We start from the raw sequence: 24,088 nt of genomic DNA on the forward strand, positions 1-24,088 counted from the left end.
TCAGGCCTTTGAACAAGGCTGGGCGGGCTTTCATCAAGACATGCGGCCTGTAAAAGGGCTGCAAGCTTGCTTATTTCAGGGTATCGAGGAGACTCTTCAGCTCCGGATTAGTCTCTAGAACGCGCAGTACAATAGTTAATGCTTCGGCACGGGATGCCTGCTTGGCTGGAAGAAATACTCCATTTCCTTCCCCGGTGATGATACCGGCTGCCGCTGCTTGCCCGATCTGCTCCTTGTTCCATGTCTTATCCAGATCGGAGAAGCTGGAGGAGGCCGCGGCATTTATGCTGTTCAGATCAATAACCTTGGAGATCATGGCAATAATCTCGGCACGGGTGATCTCGCGGTTAGGCATGAATGTACCATTCTGGTAGCCGGAAATGATACCTTTTTGCTGCAGGGCGCGAATAGAGGCTTCAGCCCAGTGGCCGGAAGTATCACTTAAGGAGCTTCTCGATGAAGCGGTGCCTGAAAGGCCAAACACCTTGGCAAGAACTGTAGCGAACTCTGCGCGGGTGATGCTTGCATCCGGATGGAAGCCTCCATCCTTATAGCCGTTAACCACACCTAACTTCACAAAGACATTAACTGTGGAGTCTGCCCAATGAGTGGAGGTATCGGTAAATTTAACTGGAGCCGGATTTGATTTACCCTCCTCGATTTTTTGGGCGAAGCTGGTTAGCACACTGGAAATATCTACAACATTACTTATAAATTGCACTCCCGGTCCAGCAGGTGCAGGCACGGGGGTGCTGCTAGGTGCCGGCGCTGACGTTGGTGTAGGCGTTGGTGCAGCAGTCACCGTAACCAGTGTCGGTGTTGATGCTTCGGTCGGTGCCGGCGCTGACGTTGGCGTCGATGTTGGGGGCTCCTCGATCGGCGCTGGTGTTGGCGTCGGCGTCTCCTCAATCGGCGCTGGTGTTGGCGTTGGGGTCTCCTCAATCGGCGCTGGTGTTGGCGTTGGGGTCTCCTCGATCGGCGCTGGTGTTGGCGTCGGCGTCTCCTCAATCGGCGCTGGTGTTGGCGTTGGGGTCTCCTCAATCGGCGCTGGCGTTGGCGTTGGGGTCTCCTCAATCGGCACTGGCGTTGGCGTCGGGGTCTCCTCAATCGGCGCTGGTGTTGGCGTTGGGGTCTCCTCAATCGGCGCTGGTGTTGGCGTTGGGGTCTCCTCAATCGGCGCTGGTGTTGGCGTTGGGGTTGATACCGGCGCCTCCAATATAGTTAGTTCAAGGCTGCCAGTAATGCCGGTGCCGTCTGTAGCTGCGGCTTCAACAGTTACTGTGCCTGGATCAACTGCGGTGAGTTCGCCGCTTGTTGCATCGATAGTGGCGGACCCGCTACCGTACACAACAGACCACACGACAGCCCGGTTGGCTGCATGCAGTGGCAATACTTCAGCACTCATAGTGAGTGAGTCACCCGCATACAGAGAGCTTGCCCCGCCGGTGCTTGTCACAGTGATGCCGGTTACCTTATTGAAGACATTCTCTGCGATAATTTGAGCACCCGAGTACAAAGAAATCGGGGCTGAAATATCCGCAGTTTCGGATTTGATCAGGAAGGTCACGAAGCCGTTGTCTGTATACGAAGAGAAGCCTTCATAAGCATCCTTAGTACTGTTGAAATTATCCGCTGGATCCGTATTATAAAATACGGTGTCAGTGTCGGCCGAATGGGCAAATACTTCAGTACGGCCTGTTACCAGAGCGTCGTCAGTATCATAGACAGCAAAGGTAACATTCATATAGGCAGGATAATTGACATCCTGTTCCGGCTGTTTAGCCAGTTTCACATGATCTGCGGCAAAAGCAGGCTTGTATGTCTGGAATCCGGATACATTAACAGAGGGAAACGGATAAGAATAATCCGGGACCCAGCTTATACTACCGTCGCTCACATATCCGCCAACAATCGTTCTATCAATGTAAGTAGCAACCGTTACACTGCTTTCTCCGGCAACATCAGGAACTGCAGCCACAGTACCGTCCGAATACCGTAGATATAAATGCTCGGAGCTGTCCGGTTTATCAGCGGGGAAATTTAATGTGACGGAGCTTGTGCTTACAACACATCCGCTTATCAGAACTGAAGCCATAGCGGAAAATAGCCCCAATTTCCATATTGATTTTCTCTTCACTGTTTTCTCCCATCCCTTCAAATTCACATATGTTATATTTAAAATAATTATACATAGGCTCAATGACGGGAAAATGACAAAGTTCGACACTGGAGGTTATTAGTTCTAAGCAAAGAGCGCCGCCCCAGCGGGCAGCGCTCTGTTAAACTTCTTATTTAGTTAATAAACTCGGCATATTTCAGTAAACGGGTCAGCATGACGACAGCTTGAGCACGGCTGGCTTTCGCTGCGGGAACAAAGGACACCGGTGTCATACCGGTAATAATCTCTGCTTGAACGGCTTGTGCTACTGCCCCTTGAGCCCAGCTGCTAATGTCAGCCCGGTCGTGGAAGACAGACAGCAGCTGAGTCTGCACGCTTGCAATACCGCTAGTTCCCCCGGTGGCTGAGATCGCTCTTGAAACCATCACCGCCATTTGCTCGCGGGTAATCGTATCATTCGGCTTAAAGCTCTGATCTTGGAAGCCTTCCACCAGCTTGGACTGAACTGCGGCACCAATGGCTCCGGCATACCAGTCTCCCGCCCTCACATCAGTGAAGTCGGCTGCCGTTGTATCAGGGCTCAGTCCTAAAGAACGGACGAGTAATGCCGCAAATTCGGCTCTGGTTATATCACTCTCCGGAGCAAATTGGGTATCTGTAGCCCCATTTACGACCAGCTTTGAAGCGAGCAGCTCGATATCTGCCTTGGCCCAATGATTGCCAATATCATTGAATGTCCGGGTGGACGTAAGGACAGCGTACGTACTATTACCGTTACGTTTAAAAGTCACCTTGGTGGATCCATCTGCCTGCTTATCAAACAGCGCAGGTACAAAAGAAAATTGTCCTGTAGATGGATCATAAAGGACCACCGATGTATGTGTTACATCCACAGAAGACGCAAGGACAACGCTTCTGCTGACGTAAGTTGAGCCAAAATGGTTCAACTCTACAGACTTTCCGTTGCCAGCCGCCGCAACTGAAAATTCAATGGCGGTTCCTAACTGGGAAGCAGAAATGTTCTGCGCACTTTGTTGAATAGCCGCGTTCACATCTGCTGCTACCGGAGAAATCCTTATTTGAATCACTATATTGTCTGCGGCTGTGCCCAGGTTTTGCGCGACTGCAGCAAAATCAAGAACACTTAGAGGCAGCGAATATTCCCCGTCATTGGTTTGCAGCGATACGATAGTATCCGGCGCTTTCAAGGCCGCTGCTGCCAAAATGGAAGCTGACAGGTTAAAACGCACACCCGCACCTGAAATATTATTGTATGCAATAAAAATAATTGGGGCTGCTCCATGATTATCCTGCGTAGCCGCAGCCGCGAAAGCTGCAGTGAGCGCTGTGTCGTCTTGAGTAACTGTCATCGTCACCCGGCCATTCGCTGCCGTCTCCGATACAGCAGTATTCTTGCTTGTATCTACCTGAACGGGTGTAGCATTCGACACCGGCGGAGTGACTGGCTTGCCAGCTGCCGTGGTTGTTCCCGTTGGAGCACCGGTGCTGATGCTGGTGCTGGTGCCGGTACTGATGCTGCCGCCGGTTCCGTTCCCGCCGCCATTTCCGGTGCTGCCGTCTCCATTGCCGCCACCATTTCCGGTGCCGCCGTCTCCATTGCCGCCGCCATTTCCGGTGCCGCCGTCTCCGCTTCCGCCACCGCCTCCGGTCGACGGAGCTTTGACGATCAGATCAGCCGTGGCAACCTGAGCGCCCGCTCCGGCTAGTACTTTATAAGTTCCGGCTACCTCACTTTTGGACAAAGTGAACGAAGTGAAGAAGTGTCCATTGCTCACAGGAACAATATCATAGAACACAGTGCTTTTGACCGGCCGCTGCACTTGAATAATGACTTCATCCAGTGTAGAGGCACCGGTAATCGACACCATACCGCCAAGCTCCACAGCAGCCGGAGGATTTAACGTCACGGCCGTGCTGTCAGCAAAGGCTGCAGCTGGTAGTACCAGTGATAAACAAAGAGCCATAATCAGAGTCAATTTCAACTTGCGCATTTTCACTTGGACATTCCCCGCTTTCCTGTTGCTCTATCATTCCTAGTCATTATAATTATTTTGAGTGGCAGCAAGTATGGCCAAATCCAGTTCCAGCGGAGTCTTTACTGTAGCCAGATTGAGTCCGAGATTCGCCGGATCATTGCCATACCGGCTAACGACATAAGCCTTTACTGTATAATTTGGATTCACCGCAGCATCACCCACATTGAAGTTAGCAGAATACGTGCCTGTGTTTAACTTCAGGTTAGCCGCAACAATACTAACAGGTGCAGTTCCGCTGAACAGTTCGAATATAATGATCTGATTTCCATTTACTTCTTCATCATAAGCATTGTTAAATAGCCGGATGGTTGCTGTAATTCCATTGTCGGAAGTAACCACCGGCGCAGTCACGTAGAATACTTCAGAGGATTTATGAGTCCTGCCTTCAAAATACTTACTACTGTACCCTTCAGCATCTACAATAACTCTATAGTAATTTCCTTCAGCAAAAATCCCCCGGGCTAATGTAAGCTTGCCTTCGCTCAGCACATATTCCGAGGCATTCAATGTTCTGTATACTCCCATATTCGAATCATATACAGTAATTTTCCCTACGTGTTCTCTCCAGGCCACATTATCTGCAAAAACAAACTCACTCTCTGTGTTGCTGAAGAAATATCCCGTAAGCTCAGGAGTATTATAGGCAATCGTTGCCTCTACTGCGCTGTTACGCTTACTATCATATAGATCGCTAAGCACGCCCGGAGATACTTTGATTTTTACGGAACCCTGCTGCTTCGCATTGTGGAAGATGATGTTAATCTGTGAGTCATGAAGAGACACTACATCCTGCGGATCCAAGGCTGAATAAGTAACGCCGTGATCAGTGGAAATGGTGATGTACTCACTCAGATGGGACACTCCGTCAACAAGGGTCTGATCCGCCAGGGCGGTATCTGAATTAAACGCCAAGCTCAAGAAACGCCCGTCCCCTGAGAAGTAGCCGCCATTATAAGAAATACCTGCTGCCGGGTTCTGGGGGTTGATCCAGTTTGTACTTACGTAATCAGTCAGAACATTCCCGGCTGCATCCATGAAATGACCCGGATAGAACTGATAATAATACTGTCTTCCTGAGAGAGGTGCCGGGAAATGCATGACGAGCTTGGAGCCAGAGAAGGTAAACGTGACATCTGAAGGTAAGGTGTAGAACCACTGGTTTCTGGACGGATCATACCACTGCACATTCTCCAGGAATTTGCTGTCATCCCCCTTAGCATTGAATATCTCCTCATCGAATACGAAAGTGATATCCTGATAATCATCCGACACGGAATAATACAGGTATGCCGGCATGGTTGTGTCTGCCGGACTCGGATCTATACCTCCGACAGCCGTCTCCAGAAATCCGCTGACTGTATTTTGATCCCGGACGTTTCCGGCAAGATCCTTGAAGGCTCCCCCGTTAATGACGATTTGAATCTCCGTGCCGGATAGTGCTTCAGCGAAATGAATATGCAGCTTGTTGGATTCAATGGATAATGTATCCTGAGCAACGAGAGCTTTGAAGGCTTTCTCCTGTCCGGATACTAGTGTCCGAACTAAGTAAATCTTGCTTTTCAGACTATCGTCCGAGATTGTATTATTTAACACTTCTTTATTGAAGGTAATTTCTACGTCGTGATTGTCATTGCTGACAACCGCTGACTGGATCACCGGAGGACTCACGTGTAAATTCATTTCCTCATTAAGATTGCCTGCCGCATCCTTCAGAGTGCCGCTTGCGATCCGGATGACCGTATCGGTACCCGAAATGATTTTCATATCATTATCGTAATTTAGATATAGCTCACTGGAGTTATTCTGATAGGCAGAGCCCTCATGATCCGTAAAAGGAACAAAATGCTTCCCTTCACCAGCTACACTGATTTGGCTTTCCAGAAAAGCATTGGCTTGCTCTTCAGTTGCCCCATCAGGCACGTTAAGTGAGAAGTTCTCATCAAAGTATAAGTGCACCCAGCGGCCATCACCGGAAAGGGAACCTGTAAAAACAGGAGCGCTAATATCATGTGCCGCTATAGAAGTTACAGTGATGTCGCTCGCGGAGAGACGATCTTCCTTATTCATAACAGCCCCTGCTGCGATCCGAATGCTATTGTCTGTGCCGGTAAGCGCATTATTCAGCGTAATAATTAACGCACCATCCTCATTCATGCTGATAGCATTGCTGGCGTTATCTGCCGCAAGATCAACGGGTTCCTCCGAACCGGTACGTTCAATTTGGATATCGGCCATCAGATCGGCCAGGCTGCCGGCAGGCAGTGCGTAGGTATTGAAGGTAACTGTCACAGCGGTATTATTGCTGCTCACTTCTGCCGTTGCTGAGGTGATTTGCGGGAAGCCAGGTTCCGCATGGCTCGCGCCGGGAGTAACTGTCAGGACAGTTACAGCTGTAAGCACCACAGCCATTATTTTCGACACGGTCTGGATGAATTTCAACCTGTTTGTTTTGCCTCTTGCTATCATTTAGATTCTCACTCCTAAAATTTTATTGTTTAAAATTGATACTAAAGTCCAGTATATATGCACCCAATGACACCAAAATGACAAAGTCCGACACAAAAAAGAGCCTCTTTATCAGAGACTCCCGGAACTTCAATTTCATATTTTAATATGGCTTCCCGATTTCAACCCGCTGGTTGTGGCGGGGATCCAGTGCCTACTAATGCTGTAGATTGTCCTTTACGATTAGCATATGAGAATTCAAGTTTCAAAAAGCACCACATTTATGCTATACATGGTAAAAAACATTTTATCAATGAGGTGAGCTTAAAGTGACACTAACTCATTTTCTCGGAGCGGACAGACCGCTGCCGACGGGTGACTTCGGCTATGTATACTCGTACCAGAAATATTCCGAGATTCCGAATCCCGAAGACATGCATGCGATCTTCCTCATGTCTGGTTACACCCTGACAAACGACAGTCATGTTCAAGTATTTGCGCAAGGTCTGGATGCTGTAGGGCTAGAGATTGGAGAGTTCCTCTACCCGCCCTTCAGAGAGAACAAGATCATCACTAAGCCCTATATCTACGGCTTCAATGGCGAGGCTTGCAATATCACTGAGGAAATCCGCGCAGGTTATCCTGAACTTTACCAACAAAACTTAAAGTGCCTAAACCTGCTGCTCTCCCTCATGGACGAACATCTGTCCGAAGGAGAATGTATAGAGATATACTCCTGCTGGGATAGCGAGACGTGGATGGAACGCAACGCAGAGCTTGACCGGGCTCTTCATCTGCCATCCTTCAATCCGCTGACAGAGTCTATAGAATTTGTAGATAAACAGCTTATAACTATTACCAAATAAAGTGTAGACTCTATCTATTTTGTCCGCCCGGGTTCCAACCGGATACATAACTACTTAATCAACAGCCCAGCCTCCTACTTGTATTGCGCCAGCATTCCCGCCAGCGTCCGCTTCACCTCCGCCACCAGCTCCGGCGGCTCCTGTACTGTGGCCTCATTGCAGAGGCCAATCACAAAACGCGCGAAGAAGCCCAGATCGCTCTGCGGGATTCCCCCCTCCAGCCAGCCCGTCCCATCCCCGCGGATATGCAGCAGAGGCGAGGACCATACCTCGGCTTCGCAGGCCTGAACACCTCCGCTCCCCAGTTCAACGAACAGCCGGATAAGGCTTTTATCACCCTGCTCAGTTTGACTGCTGTAATCATCCTTATTGCCCAAGTGGATATGCTTCAGATCCAGAGGTGCCGGACCCGATTCTCCGTATTCTGCAGACTGAATCCGGTCGCAGCGGAATACACGGATATCCCCGCGCAGGAAGCAATAGGCGGGACAATACCATAAGCCGTTATGGGCGTAGATGCCCACTGGCTGAATCCATCTCGCCTTACGCTGCCCCTTTGATTCATAATCGATCAACAGCACCTTTTGACCGGTGGCCGCTTCCAGCAACAGGGACAGATAGGGGAACTCCGCCTGTCTCGCCGGGGTCAGGAAATCAATCCGGTTCTTCATCTCGTCAATCCGGTCACGGACATCGCCGGACATATAGTTATAGAATTTATGCAGGGCAGCTAATGATTCCTCCTTGAAGGGGAGATACTTGTAGTGGCGCAGGGCATGGCTGGCGAAAAAAATCGCCACCGCCTCCTCCTCCGTGAACGCGATCGGCGGCAGAATTCTTTCGTTCAGCACCTGATAGCCTCCATGCGGCCCCACTTCAGAATAGAGCGGAACGCCTAACTCCCCCAGCTCCTGCAAATCCCTGAGGATGGTCCGGGAGGATACATTGAATTCGTCGGCCAGCTCTTTGACGGTGAATTTCCGCTTGCGGTTGACGGTCATCATCAGGTCCAGCAGCCTTTTGGATTTAGACATCAGCTTCACTCCATTTATTATTATATTCATGACAATACCTGTCACTATTATAGATTACACTATAATCAAAGCCGGTTAGTACAGGCAAATCAAATTCTAAGGAGCGATTTAGACATGACCCTGCAAGTAAATCCTTTTATTCTGGTGGACGGTACAGCAAGTGAGGCGATTGCCTTTTATCAGGAGGCGCTGGGTGCTACGCTGCTCTTCAAGCAAACTGTGGGCGAAGGCCCGCAGAACCCTGACTCCCCGATGACCGAAGAGGAAAAAGCGCGTATAGCCCATTCCGTCCTGCTGGTGGGTGAAACCAAGTTTTTCGTCGCAGATCAGGAAATTGGCCAGCCGCTGAGTCATGGCAATGCCATCACCATCTGTATCACAGCGGATACTGCGGAGGAAGCGCAGCAGCTGTATGACTCGCTCAAGGCAGGCGGAACGGTTGATATTGAGCTGGCTCCGGCTTATTTCAGCCCCGCCTTTGGCATGGTTACCGATAAGTACGGTGTATGCTTCCAGATCTTCACGAAGAGAGCGCAATAAAGCTCAAGCGGGCTGGGGTGAACCCTTCAGGCGCAGGATACAAAAAGCACTGTCTCCCGGAATCTCCGGTGAGACAGTGCTTTTGGCCGTCACGGCTCCGCACCAGCCGCGCGCTAATATAATGCCCGCCACAAATAGAAGGTGGCGTATGCCTCCCAGCCCTGCCAGGGCTGGGCCAGGACGAGCAGCTCCGCAGGCGTCGGCTTGCGGTCCATACCGGTGAGGAACTTGATCACGTTCTGCAGGCCGACATCGCCGACGGGATATGAGGAGCTATCCCGCAGGCAGCGCATACGCACATACTGCGAGGTCCACGGCCCGATCCCGCGGATCTGCAGCAGCCGCTGCTCGGCGGCGGCCGGAGACGGAAGCGCCAGCAGCTCTTCACGGCTCAGCTCTCCGCTTGCGATCAGCGAGGCTACTGTGAGGATTGTCTGTGCTTTGCTGCGGGTCAGCTGCAGGGCGCATAGTTCTTCGATCTGCACCTCCGAGAAGACCTCCGGTCCGGGGAACCGGTAGTAGGTCCGTCCTCCCCACTCCAGAGATTCTCCATACACTTCGGTCAGCCGCTGCTTCAGCCTGTAGGCAAAAGCCAGATTCACCTGCTGGCCCAGAATCGCCCAGCATAACGCCTCAAATAGATCCGGGATGCCGATAATCCGCAGTCCCCGGTGCTGTCTGACCAGCGGCTGGAGCAGCGGATCTGCTTCCGCCAGCCGGTAGAACGGGGTAAGATCGCGGTCCAGATCGAACCACTCTACAATATAACGGGCCAGCCATTCCTGCTCCAGGACGCCGGGGGCAGCGCCGTGCAGCCGGGTTACGCTCAGCCTGTTCCCTTCAGGCACACTTAACCGGATAAGGACCGGGCCGTCCTCCAGCTTGAACATCCGGGTCACTCCCGAGTCATCCGTCTGGAACAGGCATTCCAGCGGCGAACGGTTCATGTACTCCAGACAGGCGTCCAGGTTGAAATCCTCCGGCAGCGGCAGCTCAAAAAGCAAATCGTTCATGGCCCGCCGCCTTCACATTTAGAATTCCCTCCAGCTGAAGCAGCTCCTGCTTGAGCTGCAGACCGCCCCGGTAACCCGTTAATGTGCCGTTCGCTCCGATCACCCGGTGGCAGGGCACAATGACCGGCAGCGGATTCTGTCCGTTAGCCGTGCCGACAGCACGCACTGCCAGCGGTCTGCCAATCCGCACAGCCAATTCCTTATAGGTAGCAACCTCTCCATGCGGGATCGTAAGCAGCCCCCGCCATACCTCCTGCTGAAACGGAGTGCCCCATAAATCAAGCGCAAGACTGTTGAAATCGACCGTATCTCCATCAAAATAACGGCGCAGCAGCTCTATAACCCCAAGCTGCTCAAACCTTCCGGCACCCTCCAGAAATTCATAGTCCGGAGAGTACATCTTCAGCCAGGCGGCGGGCAGCTGCCCTCCATCCTGCGGATAGGACACGCGGATAAGTCCCTTGCTGCTGGCCCATAGGGTCCACTCCCGATTCCCAAGATTCAGGGTATGGTGATATATCATGTTCCGGTTCGGGCTCTGGTTTATATTCATATTCATCCTAATTTCCTCCCTCATTATGCTTACTGCGATACTCCGTTGGGGACAGACCGGATTTCTTGACGAACCAGGCGGCGAAGTGGGACGCGCTGCGGAATCCAACTGCCTTGCCTACATCGGCAATGCCTGTATCCGTCTCCGCCAGCAGCCTGCGGGCTTCGCCCGTGCGCAGTTCATCCAGTCTGGCAGCAGGCGACTGGCCGGTTACCCGCTTGTAGGTCCGCTGCAGATGGAACGGGCTGACCTTCAGCTGCTCCGCCATCGACTGCAGTGTCAGCTTGCTCCCGAACTGCCCGTCCATAATGGCATCCGCCTGCGACGCCAGCACGGCATCCGGCCGGAGGGTGCCGCCTTCTTCGGGGCGGCATCTTTTGCAAGGCCGGAATCCCTCGCGGACAGCCTCCTGCAGGGAGCCGTAGAATACCACATTGGCTGCCTTCGGCGTTCTTGCCCGGCAGGAAGGCCGGCAGACAATACGTGTCGTCAGCACCGCTGTATAATAAACACCGTCATAGGTCGGCTCACGCCGCACCACCGAATCGTAAATACGCTCAAATAATTGCGGCTCCATCCTAAATCACCTCTTACCGCCAGTATAAACGATTCGTTTTGGCTTATGCAGCATATTGGAATAGGAGAGCAAGATTACGACAGTGTCAGGGGCAGCTGCAGATGCAAATGTACCTGTAGATGCACGTTTGCTGGCCTGCTGAAGTTACAGTGTTAAACACTTCGATTAGATAGTGATTAGCGTATCTCTCCCTGCGGACTGAGATTCCGCTAATTCTCACAATCCGGGCTTTTTCCGCGCCACGCGGACTGTAAAGACCTTATTCCCTGCTGTAAGGGGTAATTTGAGGGGAAATACGGAAAATAAAGGATCTGTAGTCCGCGACAGCTGCCAGACTGATGATTTCAGCAAAATAACGGAACTGTAGTCCGCAAGCGGAGAAATGCCCTGGCTTTTGTTCGCGGCGTGTCCAATCTGCAGCCCTCAATGTACAATTTGGTTGAAATACCCCTTATTCTATGCAATAATCACTGGCGGTAAATAGAATTAAATTCCATTGAAATGTATAAGCTACGTCTCAATTTAATAGGAGGACTCAGAGGCTAATGAACCTGTCAGATATCCGCTACGAACGCTTCAGTAACAAGGACTACTCTACCGCCAGAGAATTATTAAGCCAGGATGCGGAGGCTGGCGCAGACCTTCTCCAGGTGCTTGATGAAGAACCAGAAACGTTTATTTGCGCTTTTATTAAGGATACGCTTGTTGCACTGGCTCAAATGGAAGCGCCTACACATCAGTCGCATTTACAAGTATTCGTCGGTCCCCGGTATCGCGGACAAGGAATCGGCACGGCGATGGTGCAGGCTGCCGAGACACAGTTGCAGGCAGGCGGAACCCGCGCGGTCAGCACTTCCTTTCGTTCCGGGGCTCCAGCAACTCCCGGATTTGCCCGTAAGCTCGGTTTCGCTCCATATTACTCACTAGTTTATATGCAGCGGACCAGCGGGTTCTTTTCTCAGGAAGAGGTTCCCGTAAGGCTGTATACAGATGAGGACTTTCTCCCAGCCCACTCGCTCTATGCCACTGCATTTCATGAAATGCGCGTCCGTGTCGGCTGCTTCCCGGATTCCGTGGTTGCCCAGCCTAATGAGGGCAGACGAAACGCCTGGAAAGCGGACGCGGAAGACCGGTTTGTCTACGAATTCAATGGGGAAATCGCCGCTTACAGCCACCTTCACGGGAATGAAATCAGCAGTGTCAGCGTACGTTCTGACCTTCAGGGACGCGGGATCGGACGAGAGTTTGTGAAGTACCTATGCAATGAAATCTATCAGCGCGGCCATGCAGCCGTCATCCTGTGCTGTGTCGCAGGGAATGATGCCCGGCAGCTGTATGACAGCCTCGGGTTTCAGGAAACGCATATTATGGAATATATGAGAAAAACGCTGGGAAGCGTGTAAAAGGTCTGCACCAATTAAGAGTCTACAAAAGCATTCTGCAACGAAGTTCTAGAGACCAGCTGCGGTACTAAACCCTCCGGAGGTCTGGTCGCTTGGCTAAATAAATGACCACAAGTTGTAATCCACAATCCAACAGAGAACGGAGCGGTAAACAGTATGAGTAACCTGGGATCACGGAATATCAGTGTGGTAACGTTGTTCGTTGAGGATCTGCCGGACACCATGGCATTCTATCAGGAGGTTTTTGGTCTTGATGAGGTGTACGCGGACGAGAATTCGGCCGTCTACGATTTCGGCAATATGAGCATCAATCTGCTGCAAATCTCTGAAGCTCCCGGGCTGATTGAGCCCGCTGCCGTTGCCGGCCGCGCCTCCGGATCACGGTTTCAGTTCACAATCCGCGTGGAAGATGTAGATGCGGTATGCACAGAATTAACTGCACGCGGCGTAAGCCTGCTGAACGGACCCATGAACCGGCCTTGGGGCATCCGCACAGCCAGCTTCGCAGACCCGGCAGGACATATTTGGGAGGTTGCTCAGGAGCTGGTATAAGCTGAGGCTACGGATGGACAAATCAAAGCATTCCCGGTCAGGAACAGCTCTGCCGGTTTCTCTACAATGAAATTGAAAGGAGAGGTGAGGATTTGGAAACGATCCGATTGCTTCAGCAGGCGATTGATTATGTGGAGCAGAACTTGAGCTCCGCCATAGGAGTTGAGGATATCGCCGGAGCAGCGATGACTTCGAAATACCATTTTCAGCGCATGTTCCATGCCTTAACGGGCTTTACCGTTACTGAATATGTACGCAACAGGCGGCTTACCTTGGCGGCGGAAGAGCTGGCCGGAACGGACGGCAAGGTGATCGATATCGCGCTTAAGTATGGTTATGAGACACCGGAGTCCTTCGCCAAAGCGTTCCAGAGAATGCATGGGGTAACCCCTCAAATGGCAAGAAAAAAGAATGTGAAGCTCAAGTCGTTCCCCCGAATCTCCTTTCAAATTCAGATCAAAGGAGAAACTGAAATGAATTACCGGATGGTGGAAGAGAAGGGTTGCCGCGTCATTGGAAAAGAGGTGATCGTTCACAAGGATGCTTACACAGAAATACCTGCATTCACGGAGAAAATCTGGAAGGACGGGACGCATGACCGGATTAACGAATTAGCCGGAAGACCCGCAGGTTCGCTGCTGTTCGGCTATTATTACGACTTCAGCGAGGACGGAAGCAAACGTTATCTGATGGGAATCGAACTGCCGGAAGGACAAGAGGTCCCACAGGAGCTTGATACCCTGACTGTACCTGATCAGACCTATGCCGTATTCGATAGCCGTGATACGTTTCCGGATGACGCGGAGATAGGACTGGCAATTCTGAATGTGTGGCGGAGAATCTATTCCGAATGGTTCCCTTCGGCAGGCTTTGAGCAAGTGGAAGGACCGTGCATGGAGAAATACTACTGGACCGATGACAGCCATGAAGAATCAATCTGCGAGGTATGGATTCCTGTAACAAAGAAATCACTGAGTTGTGAGTAAGTGGAAAAACGTATCTTAATTTAGTCATTTTAGCCGGTCCGCGGCAAATAAATGGAGAAACGGCATCTAATTTTGTGCATTTCCTCGGCTTTGAGGTATATGAAGAAATTTAAGTGCTTTTTTTCCAACTGTTGTTTTGATAGGCGCTCTTCGTTACTCAGCAAGTGGAGAAAATCCAACTATTTCCGGATGAATCAATGTTCGCCCGTTCCCGTCTATACTTTAAAAATGACCCTCCGGAAACAGCCATAGCGGCGGTTTTCGGAGGGTCTTGTCAATGTGATTGCTGCGGCTTACGCATGCAGAAACTCCAATATATCTAATTATCGTTGTTATCCGATGTTATTATACCACTGCTTCCTGAATCTTAGCATCTATAGGACCCTCTGCTGCCGGCGGGTTCTTTTTCTTCATATAGTCGGAGTAGTAGGCGGTTATGATTGGAACCAGAATGGACGTTACGATAACCGAGGCGGCTACCAGCGCCGTGGCTGTCTGGGCTGCGGGCAGGAACTCCGGCTTCATGTTCGCCACCAGCATAGGGTTGGCGACAGCAGCTCCGGCAGTACTGGAGGCAGCAAGTCCGGCGGTGCCGTTACCGCGGCCGATGAATTTGTCGGCCAGGATCAGCGGAACACCTGTAATAATGATAACCACTACACCAAGCAGAATGCCGAGCAGGCCAGTGTCAACGATAACGCCGAGGTCAATCGAGCTGCCCAGTGCGAAACCGAAGAACGGAATAAGGGTCTGTGTGGCTTTGCCGAAATAAGCACGCAGGTCATGATCCAGGTTACCCAGGATGAAGCCGATCAGGAATGGAAGCACAGCGCCGATGAAGAGATGCGGTTCGAATACGGCAACACCGGTGCTGCCCAGAATAAGCATCGTTACGAGCGGGCCGGATTCAAGTGACATCAGCACGAATGCTCCGGATTCTTCTTTGGTACCATACTGCTGCATGATGGAAGCGTACAGGCCGCCGTTGGTCATATCCATGGCGGAGATGATGGCGAGGACTGATAATCCGGCGAAGAAGCCGGTTTGCACACCGCCCTCAGGCAGGAACTGGATCGCGATCATAGCTACAACCCACGCTACAGCAATCTTGGTTAATACAAGCGTACCCGATTTGCGGAGTACCGTTCCGGTTGCTCTTACATCAATCGCTGCGCCCATACAGAAGAACCATACGGCCAGAATCGGCACGGTTCCTGTCATCAGGCCTTTGGTGAAGCCTCCGAAATATTCGCCTGCATCAGGAAAAGCGGTGTGAATGATCGCTCCCAGGAACAGTGGAACCAGCATCATTCCGCCGGGAATCCGATCTAATGTCTTTTTGATTTTCATATGATTACCATACCTCTCTTACTCATAATGAGTTTATATAATATTGAATATCATGCTTATTTTTCCTTATGAAGGCGCAGCAAACCAGCCCCAGCAAATTCCCCGTTCACTGCAATCCTGCTAGTCAGCAAGCGGGTTTCCTGAGATCACTTTGCCTGATGGCGCTTTCACATTTCGTACAGGTTACCTGCGGCTTAGTCCGAGCTCCGGGATCATTTTGGCGAATAAATCATCGCTTTCCTTAAGCTGTTTCGAGAAGGCTTTGCCGTCCTTCACCAGCAGTCCAAGTCCGTTCGACTTCATATATTCGCGGAAAGCCCTGTCCTCGGTCCCTTTGATAAATGCCCCGGCCAACACTTCCGCAATGGCATCCGGCGTTTCCTTCGGCACAGCAAGTCCTCTCCATGTACTGGTGAAGTTCACATGTATTCCGGTCTGCTCTTCCAGAGTCGGCACATCCGGCAGCGCCTCTGAGCGTTTATCGGCGTTAACCGCCAGTGTCCGCAGCTTGCCTTCATCTACATACTTCTTCACCTCGGCGGGACTGACCGGCACCGCGTCCACGAATCCGTCCATCAAAGCGGAAACGGCTGGCCCTGCACCTTCAAAAGGAATATGTGCAAACTTCACACCTGTCTCCCGTTCCAAGGTTACGGCGGCCAAATGCCAAATGCTCCCCGTTCCTGCGTTTCCCATTTTGAGTTCCTCTGGATGCGCTTTCGCAAAGTCGAGAAATTCATTAACGTCTTGCCATGGCGCGTCCTGTCTTACGGTAATGGCGGAAGGATCAAAATTCGTCTGTGCGATGGGTTTGAACTTCTCATAGGTAATCGGCAATAGTCCCAGATGGGGAAGAATCGTCAGCTCGGCCGGCAAAAAAGTGACGGTATAGCCATCGCCCTTGGCGCCCGCGCCTTCCATCAGTCCTACTGAACCTCCGCCGCCCGTCCGGTTGACCACAATAATCGGCTGGCCCAGCACCTTCTCTGTCGCTTTGGCGAGTGCTCTTGCCGTGGTATCTGTTCCTCCGCCTGCCGCATAGGGCACGATCAGTGTAATCGGCCGCCCGGGAAAATCGGTGCTGGCATTCTTCTGCTCCGCATCGCCCGTCAGTTGAATGAAGGTTCTAAGGATTAGCAGAACTGCGAGTACTGATGCTGCCCAGATTCCTATTTTGGTTGTCCGCTTCAAAACCATCCCTCTTCTCTATTAACAGTAATCGGGCAGCCTGCTGGATCTTACGCTGGCCCTGCGCCCGCTGCTTCACCCCCCGAATTCTCTGAGCATCAGCCGCCCTTCCGGGAAGCTGTGAAAGTTTTCTCAAATAGAACTTTATCGCATTCGGGGGTGTTCCTTCAATCGTATAATCTTATTCTGAATCCTCAGAAACGCCGGAATGGCGCGGTTTTGGCCGATCTGCATACTCTTTGGAAGATTTGCTGTTCTCCCGGAACTTGCCCGGAGTCGTTGATTTAATCTTGCGGAATACACGGATGAAGCTGTTCTCATTCTGGTAACCGACCTGCAGCGCAATATCGGCGATCCGCAGGGTGCTGTCCTGCAGCAATTCACAGGCTTTATCAATTCTGAGGTTGGTCAGATAGTCATACACGGTTGTTCCGGTCTCTTCCTTGAAGATCGTACTCACCGAGGACACCCCCATATTCACATGGGAGGCGATATCCTGAAGTCCGATATTAAACTGCAGATTCTCTTCCATATACTTGATGAGATTCTGTACAAGCAGGAACTCCTTCGATTGCCGGTGTGCTCCGAACGCACCGGCCATATGAACAGCAATGCTGCATAGCATGTCCTCAATCTCATGAAGCTCCATCGTCGACACCTGATGCCAGGTGTAGTCAGCCAGCTCGGCAGGCAGCGGGTATCCCCCGGCCGCCGTTATATGCAGAATTTCCTCCAGCAGGTCATCGACGGTGCGGAATACTTTTTGCGGCTGAATTCCTTTCTTGCGGGTCTCAGCCGACCATCTGCGGATCCACTCCTGCGCAGCCTGGGCATCCGAAGACTTCAGGGCACTCAGCATTTCCTGCTTCCAGGCTTCATCAGCCGCCCCGCTGCTCTCTTCATATTTGTTCTCCGCATGTGAATACACACGGACATGGGCATAACCTTCATATAACCGGTAGGATAGAGCCAGCTGCGCCTCTGAATAGGAACGCGGCACCTGGGCAATCGCCCCGGCCTGCTCGCCGATACCAATGGATACCGATATATTAAGCACTTCAAGAATAAGGTCGGCCAGCTTACGCGCATCTGTATATAACGGCTTCTCTTCGCGGCTCTTCGCCTGCAGCAGGATGACCAGACTGTCCTTCTGCGGTGCCGCGATAACAGTCCGCCATGAAGCTTCGAAGTACTCGTGTACAATGTTAATCATTGCGTACTTGAGCAGCAGCTGATCTTCTTCTATGAACCCCGCCGCCCATTGGGTATGCCGGTCTATGGACAAGGCGAGCGTCTCGAACGGACCTTGCGTCCAGCCGGTAAAATAATGTTCAAATTTCGTCTGCGTCTCCTGGGTGCCGATACTTCGCGTAATCAGGTCCTGCACGAACTTGGAACGCAGCTCCGGCAGGCTCCAGTCCGCAACCAGCGATTTGCTCTGGAAGTCACCGACCAGCTTGCCGATAACCGGCTCCAGATCATACAGACCGCCTTGCCCGGCCGCCTTCTGTTCGGGAAGCAGCAGCTTGTTAATCCGCTTGAGCGGCCGGAAGGCCGCAAAATTATAATAATAAATAGCGGATAGACCTACGGCGATCGAGATCAGGGACAGCATCAGCATCATATTGCGCGCGATCTTCACATTTTTCAGCAGTTGCTCCATCGGTACCAATGAAATCAGCCGCCAGCCGGTCACATTCGAGAAGGTCTGGTTGGCCATATAGGCCTGGCCGCCGATCCGGACATGGGCAAACGGGCTGACATCAATATCCTTCAGTACATTCTGCATGTCCGCCAGCGGGAACGGAAGGTTCAGCTTGGGATAGATCAGCTCCCCTTCCAGGTTGTACACCAGCTGATAGTTCGAGAGATGGGTATACATTTTGGAGAAAAGCATATCGTAATCGAGATCGATCAGCACCGCGCCGGTCACTTCCCCATTCTCTACAACCGGCCGGGCCAAAGACAGCAGCTCTGTTTCACTGAGACGTGAGTCGGTGCCGGTGTACAGCCTTCTTTTGATCAGAAGCGGCTTCTCCTTAATCTCCCCGATCCAGGACTCCCAGGCATGCTCCGGCGCATGCTCCCAGGAGGATACGTAGCCGTAGCCGCTCGAGAGGACGGAATGATCCTTGAACTTGATCACGCTGATGGCATGCACATCCGGCTCTGTCGCCAGCGTCTTGAGATATTCCTGCGGCTCTGCGGCAATGCCGGCATTGTCCCCGGTAGCGGCTTCTATATATTTCAGTACAGCCGGGTGAAAAGATAAATCGACCGCTTTGTTATCGGATTCGCGGAAGGCCCGGTTCGTCACATCTACGTTAATCTGCAGCAATTCGACATTCGGTGTATTAAGCTCGGTATCCAGTGCGTTGCGGTACTCTCTATAGGAGAATAACCCGATCAAAGTGATCAGAAGCGAGACTCCTGCCGTCAGCATCAGAATCAGCCGGTTTTGTTTGTTGTTCAGCAGATATTTCAATTTAAATCGCAGCATTGCCTTAGCTTCATCCTTCCAGCGTTCTCTCTTGGTCCAGACCTTAGAGTAGCATGTTCACCTATACTTCAATATGGAGCATGTCATACCCTTTAAGATTTTAAGCATTTACGGATAAAATACACAGAAATGATATAATGAAAGGAATGATTCAATCCGAAACGGCGCTGCCGCCCTGTTTGCAGGGGCAGTACTGTTTCAACACCAATCTGCTACAGGAGAACGATTGCGATGCAGCCAAATTATGCCATGGATGATGCCGGATGGGACAACCTTATCTCGGATGTGGCCCGGATTTTTGATGATCTGACCCTTAAACGGGGGTTTCAATATTATAAACAAAAACGCGTGCATGCCTTCCAGATGAGGACGGACAGGAAAATCATGTCCATCGTTGAAGGCCGGGAAGATTATATGGTTACCGCCCAGCTGGAGCATCTGCTGGAGAGCCGCTGCGACTGTCCGGTATCCGGCCCGTGCAAGCATATGGCCGCTGTGCTGATGTACTACGCGGAGCTTCAGGGCAAACCTGTACATTCGATCGCCAATGCCAAGGCACTTGTGGACATTCCCAAGATCCCTTCTGCCCCTGCTCAAGGAGTTCCGGGACGGCGCGGGGAACAGCTGAAGAAGCTGGAGGCGCTTATTCCAGAGGCCACTGTGCAGCAGTGGCGTGAATATATGGCACTCCTCATAGAGCCCCTGGCCCATACCGTGCGAAATCCGCAGTATGCCGACCGGGCGCTGGCCGCCATTTCCGGGGTCCGCCCCAAGCTGTCTCCCGCTGCCGGCCAGCTGTTCAAGCTTCATACCCATCTCTGTGTGCTGGAAAGCTTAGTTAAGCCTGGAGGACAGCCGCTGGCGGCGAACCTCTCCTCACTTGGTTATTCTGTCGGCTACTATACTTCGATTGCGATTTCCGAGCTGCAAAAGCATATCACGGACATGATGAAGAAAGGCCTGCCGCTGGCGGAGTCCCCTGAAGAGTGGCCCAGAGTATACGATACAATCGCCTATCTGCGGGGTGAGATGCTGACGGAAGTCCGTGACCGTTCACGGGATCAGCCCTACTTCTCTTACTGCTATACCCTGCTGTGGACCAATTGGATTACGCCGAACCTAAGCGGGCCGGAGCTGTATGCCGAAGAGCTGGAGCACCTGCGGACGGCCGGACAACCTCTGGAGGCTGCAGCCTCACGCCATGCCCTGCTGCTGGCTGAGAGCCGGATGTATTATTCTCTGCATGATGATGCTGCCGCTATGGAACAGCTGCGCGCAGCAGCCGAGCGGCCCGGACTGCACCCGCAAGAACTGATAAGCTTCCTGCCCCCGCTGGCCGAAGCCCGGCAGTGGACACGCCTCACGGCATGGCTGGCGGAGATTGGCCCGCTGCTCAGCAGCCGGCTGTACAATCTGCAGGAGTACGCCGGGTACTGGGATGAAGCGGTCCGTCATCTGCCCGAAGCCGAGCCCCGGATGTGGGATACACTGGCCGGTATGCTGCCGCTGTCGCGCGAGATCTATGAAGAGCAGCTGCTGACCTACGGCAAATGGCAGGAATGGATGGATATGCAGTTATCGGCCGGGCGTCAGCCTGCCGACTTCCGGGTCAGCGACCTGCAGCCGGTGGAGAAGAATGCACCGGAGCTGCTCCTGCCGTTCTATCATCAGGCTGTAGAACGATTCGTGCTGGACAAAAACCGGCACAGCTACAAAGCAGCAGTAAAGCTGCTGAAACGTCTGTCCAAGCTGTACAAGAAGCTGAAACGCGAAGCACGCTGGGAGGAATTCCTCGAAGCCTTCACGGACCGGCACAGCCGGCTGCGCGCTCTTCAGGAGGAACTGCGGAAAGGAAAACTGATTCCATGAACACAATGATGCGCAATATTACGGTCCAGCTCGCCTTAAGCCAGTATGGCGACGCGCTGATCTACGGTGTAGATGACCGGGATGACTATGTACCCGGCGTCCAGTTGAAGCAGATGCTGTTCGCCTGGCATGAAGAATCCTTCTATGGAACGGAGCTTACTACTTCGAAGGCGGATGAGGTCGAGCTCGTGGTGCTTCCTGCCGAGCAGGTGATTCCGTTCTTCGCCAGCCTGCGGCTGCTCCGGCATGTCGGCTGGAGCTGGCAGGGCGATGCCCAGCTCTTGAAGCGGCTGGCCCCGCTGCTGGCAGAAATGCTGGATAACAAGCAGTATGCGCCCAGCTTCTCCGCCTTCCGGGAAGGCCAGCTCAGCTGGGCCTGGGAGGAGAAGGCGCTGGCGGAAGCCGCCGAAGGCAACTGGGACGATGCGGCGGCGCTGCATAGTCTTGAGGGACGCAGCGGGTTCGCCGAAGGTCTGCGGGCCGCCTTCTCTGCGGCGGTCTTCCAGCGCTATTACGGCACCGATGCGGAAGCCGGTGACCTGCGCAGTGAGTTCCCGCTGCTGTTCAGCGCTAGCCGGAGCAGTGCGGCCGGGATGGACGAAGACAGCTGGCTGATGTCCATCGGCTGGAAGGCAGACACCGCGCCGTTCCGGCCGGTGCTGCAGCTGCTTGAACCGGACGAAGAGCTGCCGCACTGGCGGCTCCAGCTGCTCCTGCAGGACAAGCGCGACGAGTCCGCGCTTGTGCCGCTGCGGCTCACCGGGGACGGCGAGCCGCATGGCTTGTGGCCCGCATCGTGGACAGAGCATGTCCACGAGCGCGCGGCCGGGTGGCTGTCACGGCTGCGTGACAGCCTTCCGGAGCACATCGGGCGCGGCGCCGATGTGCTGGCTGAACCGCTTAGCGATGCTATCGCGTGGCGGTTCCTCACGGCCGACAGCCGGCTCCTGCTGGAGGCCGGCTGGCAGGTGCTGCTGCCGGCGTGGTGGGAAGCCGCCAGCCGCAGGAAGCCGCGCCTGCGCGCGAAGATCAGCTCCGGCACCGCCGAGGGCCGCGGGCAGTCGCTGTTCAGCCTCGATGCGCTCGTCGACTTCGACTGGCGCATCTCCATAGGCGACGCCGATCTCTCCGAGGCGGAGTTCGCCGACCTCGTCGCGCGCGGGGAACGCCTCGTCCAGTTCCGCGGCAAGTGGATTCCGCTGGACCCTGCGCTGCTAGCGCAGATTCAGCGGGCCATGGCCGGGATGGACAAGTCGCAGGGCTTGTCCTTCCAGGATGTACTGCAGCTGCACCTGCTGAATAGCGGTGCAGACGCAGGCGCGGAGGAGGCCGAAGCGCAGCGCGCCGAGGAGGAAGCAGCCCGCGTCCGGCTGGAGGTCGAGCTGAACGAGCATCTGGTCGGAATCATCGGCCAGCTCGGACAGCGCAGCCAGTGGCCGAAGCCGGAGGTTCCGGCCGGCCTCCATGCCGAGCTTCGCAGCTACCAGCATGAAGGCTATGCCTGGCTGGTATTCCTGCGCCGCTTCGGCCTCGGCGCTTGCCTGGCCGATGACATGGGGCTCGGCAAGACGGTGCAGCTGATCTCCTACCTGCTCCACTTGAAGGAGCAGGAGGCGGAAGCGGAAGCTTCCGGCGCACCGGTAGCCCGGCGGCAGACAGAGCCGGCCGGCTGGCCCTCGCTGATCATCTGCCCGACCTCCGTGCTCGGCAACTGGCAGAAGGAGCTGCAGCGTTTCGCCCCTTCCCTGAACGTGATGCTTCATTATGGAAGCAGACGGCTGGATGCCGGATATTTCTACGGTGCTGCTTCGCAGGCCGATGTGGTCCTCACTTCCTACGCTACCGCTGCGCTGGACCAGGAGCTGCTGAAGCAGTTCACCTGGGCGGCCGTATGCCTTGATGAAGCGCAGAATATCAAGAACGCCGGAACGAAGCAATCAGCCGCAGTGCGCAGCTTCCCTGCCCTGCACCGGATCGCTCTGACGGGGACACCGATTGAGAACAGGCTGTCCGAGCTGTGGTCGATCTATGATTTCATCACACCGGGTTATCTCGGCACTCCGAAAGGATTCCAGGACCGGTTCGCTAACGCCATTGAGAAAGAACGGAATGCCGAAAAAACCGCAGACTTGCAGCGGCTGGTCAAGCCGTTCATGCTGCGCCGCAAGAAGAAGGACCCGGCCATTCAGCTCGATCTTCCGGATAAGAATGAAATGAAAACCTACATTAATCTGACAGCAGAGCAAGCGGCGCTCTACGACCAGAACGTAAACAGCCTGCTCGAACGGATGCAGAAGCTGGAGGGCATTGAACGCAAGGGTGCCATTCTGGCCGCCTTGACCAGCCTTAAGCAGCTGTGCGACCATCCAATGCTGCTGACCAAAGAGGCGCTGCCCGAGCCGGAGGCCGGAGGCGTTCTGGACACCAGCGCCTTGATTGAACGGTCTGCGAAGCTGGAACGGCTGCTGGCGATGGTCCGCGAGCTGCGCGAAGAGAATGAGCGCTGCCTGATCTTCACCCAGTACGTCGGCATGGGCAAGATGCTGCAGGCTGTGCTCCAGCAGGAGCTGCAGGAACCGGTGCTGTATCTGAACGGCAGCACCCCGAAGAGCACCCGTGACCGCATGATTGAGCGGTTCCAGACCCCTGCACTGCCTGCCGGTGAAGCCGCAGCCGATGCCGCCTCCGGGTACCAGCCGTCCGATCAGCCGAATGTATTTATCCTCTCGCTCAAAGCGGGCGGTGTCGGCCTCAATCTGACCGCCGCCAATCATGTCTTCCACTTCGACCGCTGGTGGAATCCGGCGGTGGAGAACCAGGCCACTGACCGTGCCTACCGCATGGGCCAGACCCGGGACGTGCAGGTGCATAAGTTCATCTCGCTCGGCACGCTGGAGGAGAAGATTGACGAGATGCTGGAGAGCAAGCAGCAGCTCAGCGACGATGTGATCTCCGGCTCCGAGGGCTGGATCACCGAGCTGTCTACGGACGCGCTGAAGGATCTGTTCACGCTGCGGAGGGAATGGGTCGGTTAAC

General features: G+C 53.5%; 17 protein-coding genes. 7 read left to right on the top strand and 10 right to left on the bottom strand.

Annotated elements, in window-relative coordinates; genetic code table 11:
• Positions 1-70 precede the first annotated feature (70 nt).
• The 3 genes from MHI42_RS18960 to MHI42_RS18970 form a co-directional block, all read right to left on the bottom strand.
• Positions 71-1,978 carry an S-layer homology domain-containing protein gene (locus tag MHI42_RS18960; protein WP_342420351.1) on the bottom strand — a complete coding sequence of 636 codons (1,908 nt, stop codon included), beginning with the start codon at positions 1,976-1,978 and terminating at the stop codon, positions 71-73.
• 314 nt (positions 1,979-2,292) lie between these two features.
• Positions 2,293-4,122, bottom strand: coding sequence for an S-layer homology domain-containing protein (locus tag MHI42_RS18965; RefSeq protein WP_342420352.1), 1,830 nt, complete (start codon positions 4,120-4,122; stop codon positions 2,293-2,295).
• Between the two features lie 51 nt (positions 4,123-4,173).
• Complete coding sequence (locus MHI42_RS18970; protein WP_342420353.1) at positions 4,174-6,642, bottom strand: hypothetical protein; 2,469 nt, start codon at positions 6,640-6,642, stop codon at positions 4,174-4,176.
• A 308-nt stretch (positions 6,643-6,950) separates the two neighbouring features.
• Between MHI42_RS18970 and MHI42_RS18975 the strand changes: the two genes are divergently transcribed.
• On the top strand, positions 6,951-7,487 hold the full coding sequence (locus MHI42_RS18975) for a hypothetical protein (protein WP_342420354.1): 537 nt from the start codon (positions 6,951-6,953) through the stop codon (positions 7,485-7,487).
• 74 nt (positions 7,488-7,561) lie between these two features.
• Here the strand turns inward: MHI42_RS18975 and MHI42_RS18980 are convergent, their stop codons facing one another.
• Positions 7,562-8,521: a YafY family protein gene (locus MHI42_RS18980; RefSeq protein WP_342420355.1), complete on the bottom strand. Its 960-nt coding sequence runs from the start codon at positions 8,519-8,521 to the stop codon at positions 7,562-7,564.
• A gap of 114 nt (positions 8,522-8,635) precedes the next feature.
• Here MHI42_RS18980 and MHI42_RS18985 point away from each other — a divergent pair, with 114 nt between their 5' ends.
• A complete protein-coding gene (locus MHI42_RS18985; RefSeq protein ID WP_342420356.1) occupies positions 8,636-9,061 on the top strand; it encodes a VOC family protein in 426 nt (141 codons plus the stop codon).
• A 113-nt stretch (positions 9,062-9,174) separates the two neighbouring features.
• Here MHI42_RS18985 and MHI42_RS18990 read toward each other — a convergent pair whose 3' ends face one another.
• The 3 genes from MHI42_RS18990 to MHI42_RS19000 are packed head-to-tail and all read right to left on the bottom strand — an operon-like array spanning position 9,175 to position 11,204.
• Positions 9,175-10,074, bottom strand: a complete 900-nt coding sequence (locus tag MHI42_RS18990) for a DNA-3-methyladenine glycosylase (RefSeq protein WP_342420357.1) — start codon at positions 10,072-10,074, stop codon at positions 9,175-9,177.
• On the bottom strand, positions 10,055-10,633 hold the full coding sequence (locus MHI42_RS18995; RefSeq protein WP_342420358.1) for a methylated-DNA--[protein]-cysteine S-methyltransferase: 579 nt from the start codon (positions 10,631-10,633) through the stop codon (positions 10,055-10,057). The genes MHI42_RS18990 and MHI42_RS18995 overlap by 20 nt, the downstream gene beginning before the upstream one ends.
• A 1-nt stretch (position 10,634) precedes the next feature.
• Positions 10,635-11,204, bottom strand: coding sequence for an Ada metal-binding domain-containing protein (locus MHI42_RS19000; RefSeq protein ID WP_042132865.1), 570 nt, complete (start codon positions 11,202-11,204; stop codon positions 10,635-10,637).
• Between the two features lie 545 nt (positions 11,205-11,749).
• On the opposite strand from MHI42_RS19000, the gene MHI42_RS19005 reads away from it, so the two are divergent.
• The 3 genes from MHI42_RS19005 (at position 11,750) to MHI42_RS19015 (ending at position 14,145) form a co-directional block, all read left to right on the top strand.
• Positions 11,750-12,607, top strand: coding sequence for a GNAT family N-acetyltransferase (locus tag MHI42_RS19005; protein ID WP_342420359.1), 858 nt, complete (start codon positions 11,750-11,752; stop codon positions 12,605-12,607).
• 156 nt (positions 12,608-12,763) lie between these two features.
• Positions 12,764-13,159: a VOC family protein gene (locus MHI42_RS19010; protein ID WP_171720396.1), complete on the top strand. Its 396-nt coding sequence runs from the start codon at positions 12,764-12,766 to the stop codon at positions 13,157-13,159.
• Between the two features lie 92 nt (positions 13,160-13,251).
• Entirely contained in the window at positions 13,252-14,145 is an 894-nt protein-coding gene (locus tag MHI42_RS19015) for an AraC family transcriptional regulator (protein ID WP_342420360.1), read from the top strand.
• Between the two features lie 345 nt (positions 14,146-14,490).
• On the opposite strand, the gene kdgT is transcribed toward MHI42_RS19015, so the two are convergent.
• The 3 genes from kdgT to MHI42_RS19030 form a co-directional block, all read right to left on the bottom strand.
• The gene (gene kdgT, locus MHI42_RS19020; RefSeq protein WP_042132857.1) at positions 14,491-15,495 is read right to left on the bottom strand and encodes a 2-keto-3-deoxygluconate transporter; all 1,005 of its coding nucleotides are present in this window, start codon (positions 15,493-15,495) and stop codon (positions 14,491-14,493) included.
• 183 nt (positions 15,496-15,678) lie between these two features.
• Positions 15,679-16,692, bottom strand: coding sequence for a tripartite tricarboxylate transporter substrate binding protein (locus MHI42_RS19025; RefSeq protein ID WP_342420361.1), 1,014 nt, complete (start codon positions 16,690-16,692; stop codon positions 15,679-15,681).
• A 172-nt stretch (positions 16,693-16,864) separates the two neighbouring features.
• Positions 16,865-19,183 carry a helix-turn-helix domain-containing protein gene (locus tag MHI42_RS19030; RefSeq protein ID WP_171720399.1) on the bottom strand — a complete coding sequence of 773 codons (2,319 nt, stop codon included), beginning with the start codon at positions 19,181-19,183 and terminating at the stop codon, positions 16,865-16,867.
• 231 nt (positions 19,184-19,414) lie between these two features.
• Here MHI42_RS19030 and MHI42_RS19035 point away from each other — a divergent pair, with 231 nt between their 5' ends.
• Complete coding sequence (locus tag MHI42_RS19035; protein WP_342420362.1) at positions 19,415-21,052, top strand: SWIM zinc finger family protein; 1,638 nt, start codon at positions 19,415-19,417, stop codon at positions 21,050-21,052.
• A complete protein-coding gene (locus MHI42_RS19040; protein WP_342420363.1) occupies positions 21,049-24,087 on the top strand; it encodes a DEAD/DEAH box helicase in 3,039 nt (1,012 codons plus the stop codon). Before MHI42_RS19035 ends, MHI42_RS19040 begins: the two co-directional genes overlap by 4 nt.
• The last annotated feature ends 1 nt before the right edge of the window (position 24,088 follow it).

This window comes from Paenibacillus sp. FSL E2-0178 (assembly GCF_038593005.1).
Lineage (GTDB): Bacteria > Bacillota > Bacilli > Paenibacillales > Paenibacillaceae > Paenibacillus_AQ > Paenibacillus_AQ phytohabitans.

Bases quoted from the DNA above. Each gene is read 5' to 3' on its own strand.
- kdgT (WP_042132857.1), bottom strand. From the start codon at position 15,495: ATGAAAATCAAAAAGACATTAGATCGGATTCCCGGCGGAATGATGCTG.
- MHI42_RS19035 (WP_342420362.1), top strand. From the start codon at position 19,415: ATGCAGCCAAATTATGCCATGGATGATGCCGGATGGGACAACCTTATC.
- MHI42_RS18985 (WP_342420356.1), top strand. From the start codon at position 8,636: ATGACCCTGCAAGTAAATCCTTTTATTCTGGTGGACGGTACAGCAAGT.
- MHI42_RS19040 (WP_342420363.1), top strand. From the start codon at position 21,049: ATGAACACAATGATGCGCAATATTACGGTCCAGCTCGCCTTAAGCCAG.
- MHI42_RS18980 (WP_342420355.1), bottom strand. From the start codon at position 8,521: ATGTCTAAATCCAAAAGGCTGCTGGACCTGATGATGACCGTCAACCGC.
- MHI42_RS19000 (WP_042132865.1), bottom strand. From the start codon at position 11,204: ATGGAGCCGCAATTATTTGAGCGTATTTACGATTCGGTGGTGCGGCGT.
- MHI42_RS19010 (WP_171720396.1), top strand. From the start codon at position 12,764: ATGAGTAACCTGGGATCACGGAATATCAGTGTGGTAACGTTGTTCGTT.
- MHI42_RS18990 (WP_342420357.1), bottom strand. From the start codon at position 10,074: ATGAACGATTTGCTTTTTGAGCTGCCGCTGCCGGAGGATTTCAACCTG.
- MHI42_RS19030 (WP_171720399.1), bottom strand. From the start codon at position 19,183: ATGCTGCGATTTAAATTGAAATATCTGCTGAACAACAAACAAAACCGG.
- MHI42_RS18995 (WP_342420358.1), bottom strand. From the start codon at position 10,633: ATGAATATGAATATAAACCAGAGCCCGAACCGGAACATGATATATCAC.
- MHI42_RS19005 (WP_342420359.1), top strand. From the start codon at position 11,750: ATGAACCTGTCAGATATCCGCTACGAACGCTTCAGTAACAAGGACTAC.
- MHI42_RS19025 (WP_342420361.1), bottom strand. From the start codon at position 16,692: ATGGTTTTGAAGCGGACAACCAAAATAGGAATCTGGGCAGCATCAGTA.
- MHI42_RS18970 (WP_342420353.1), bottom strand. From the start codon at position 6,642: ATGATAGCAAGAGGCAAAACAAACAGGTTGAAATTCATCCAGACCGTG.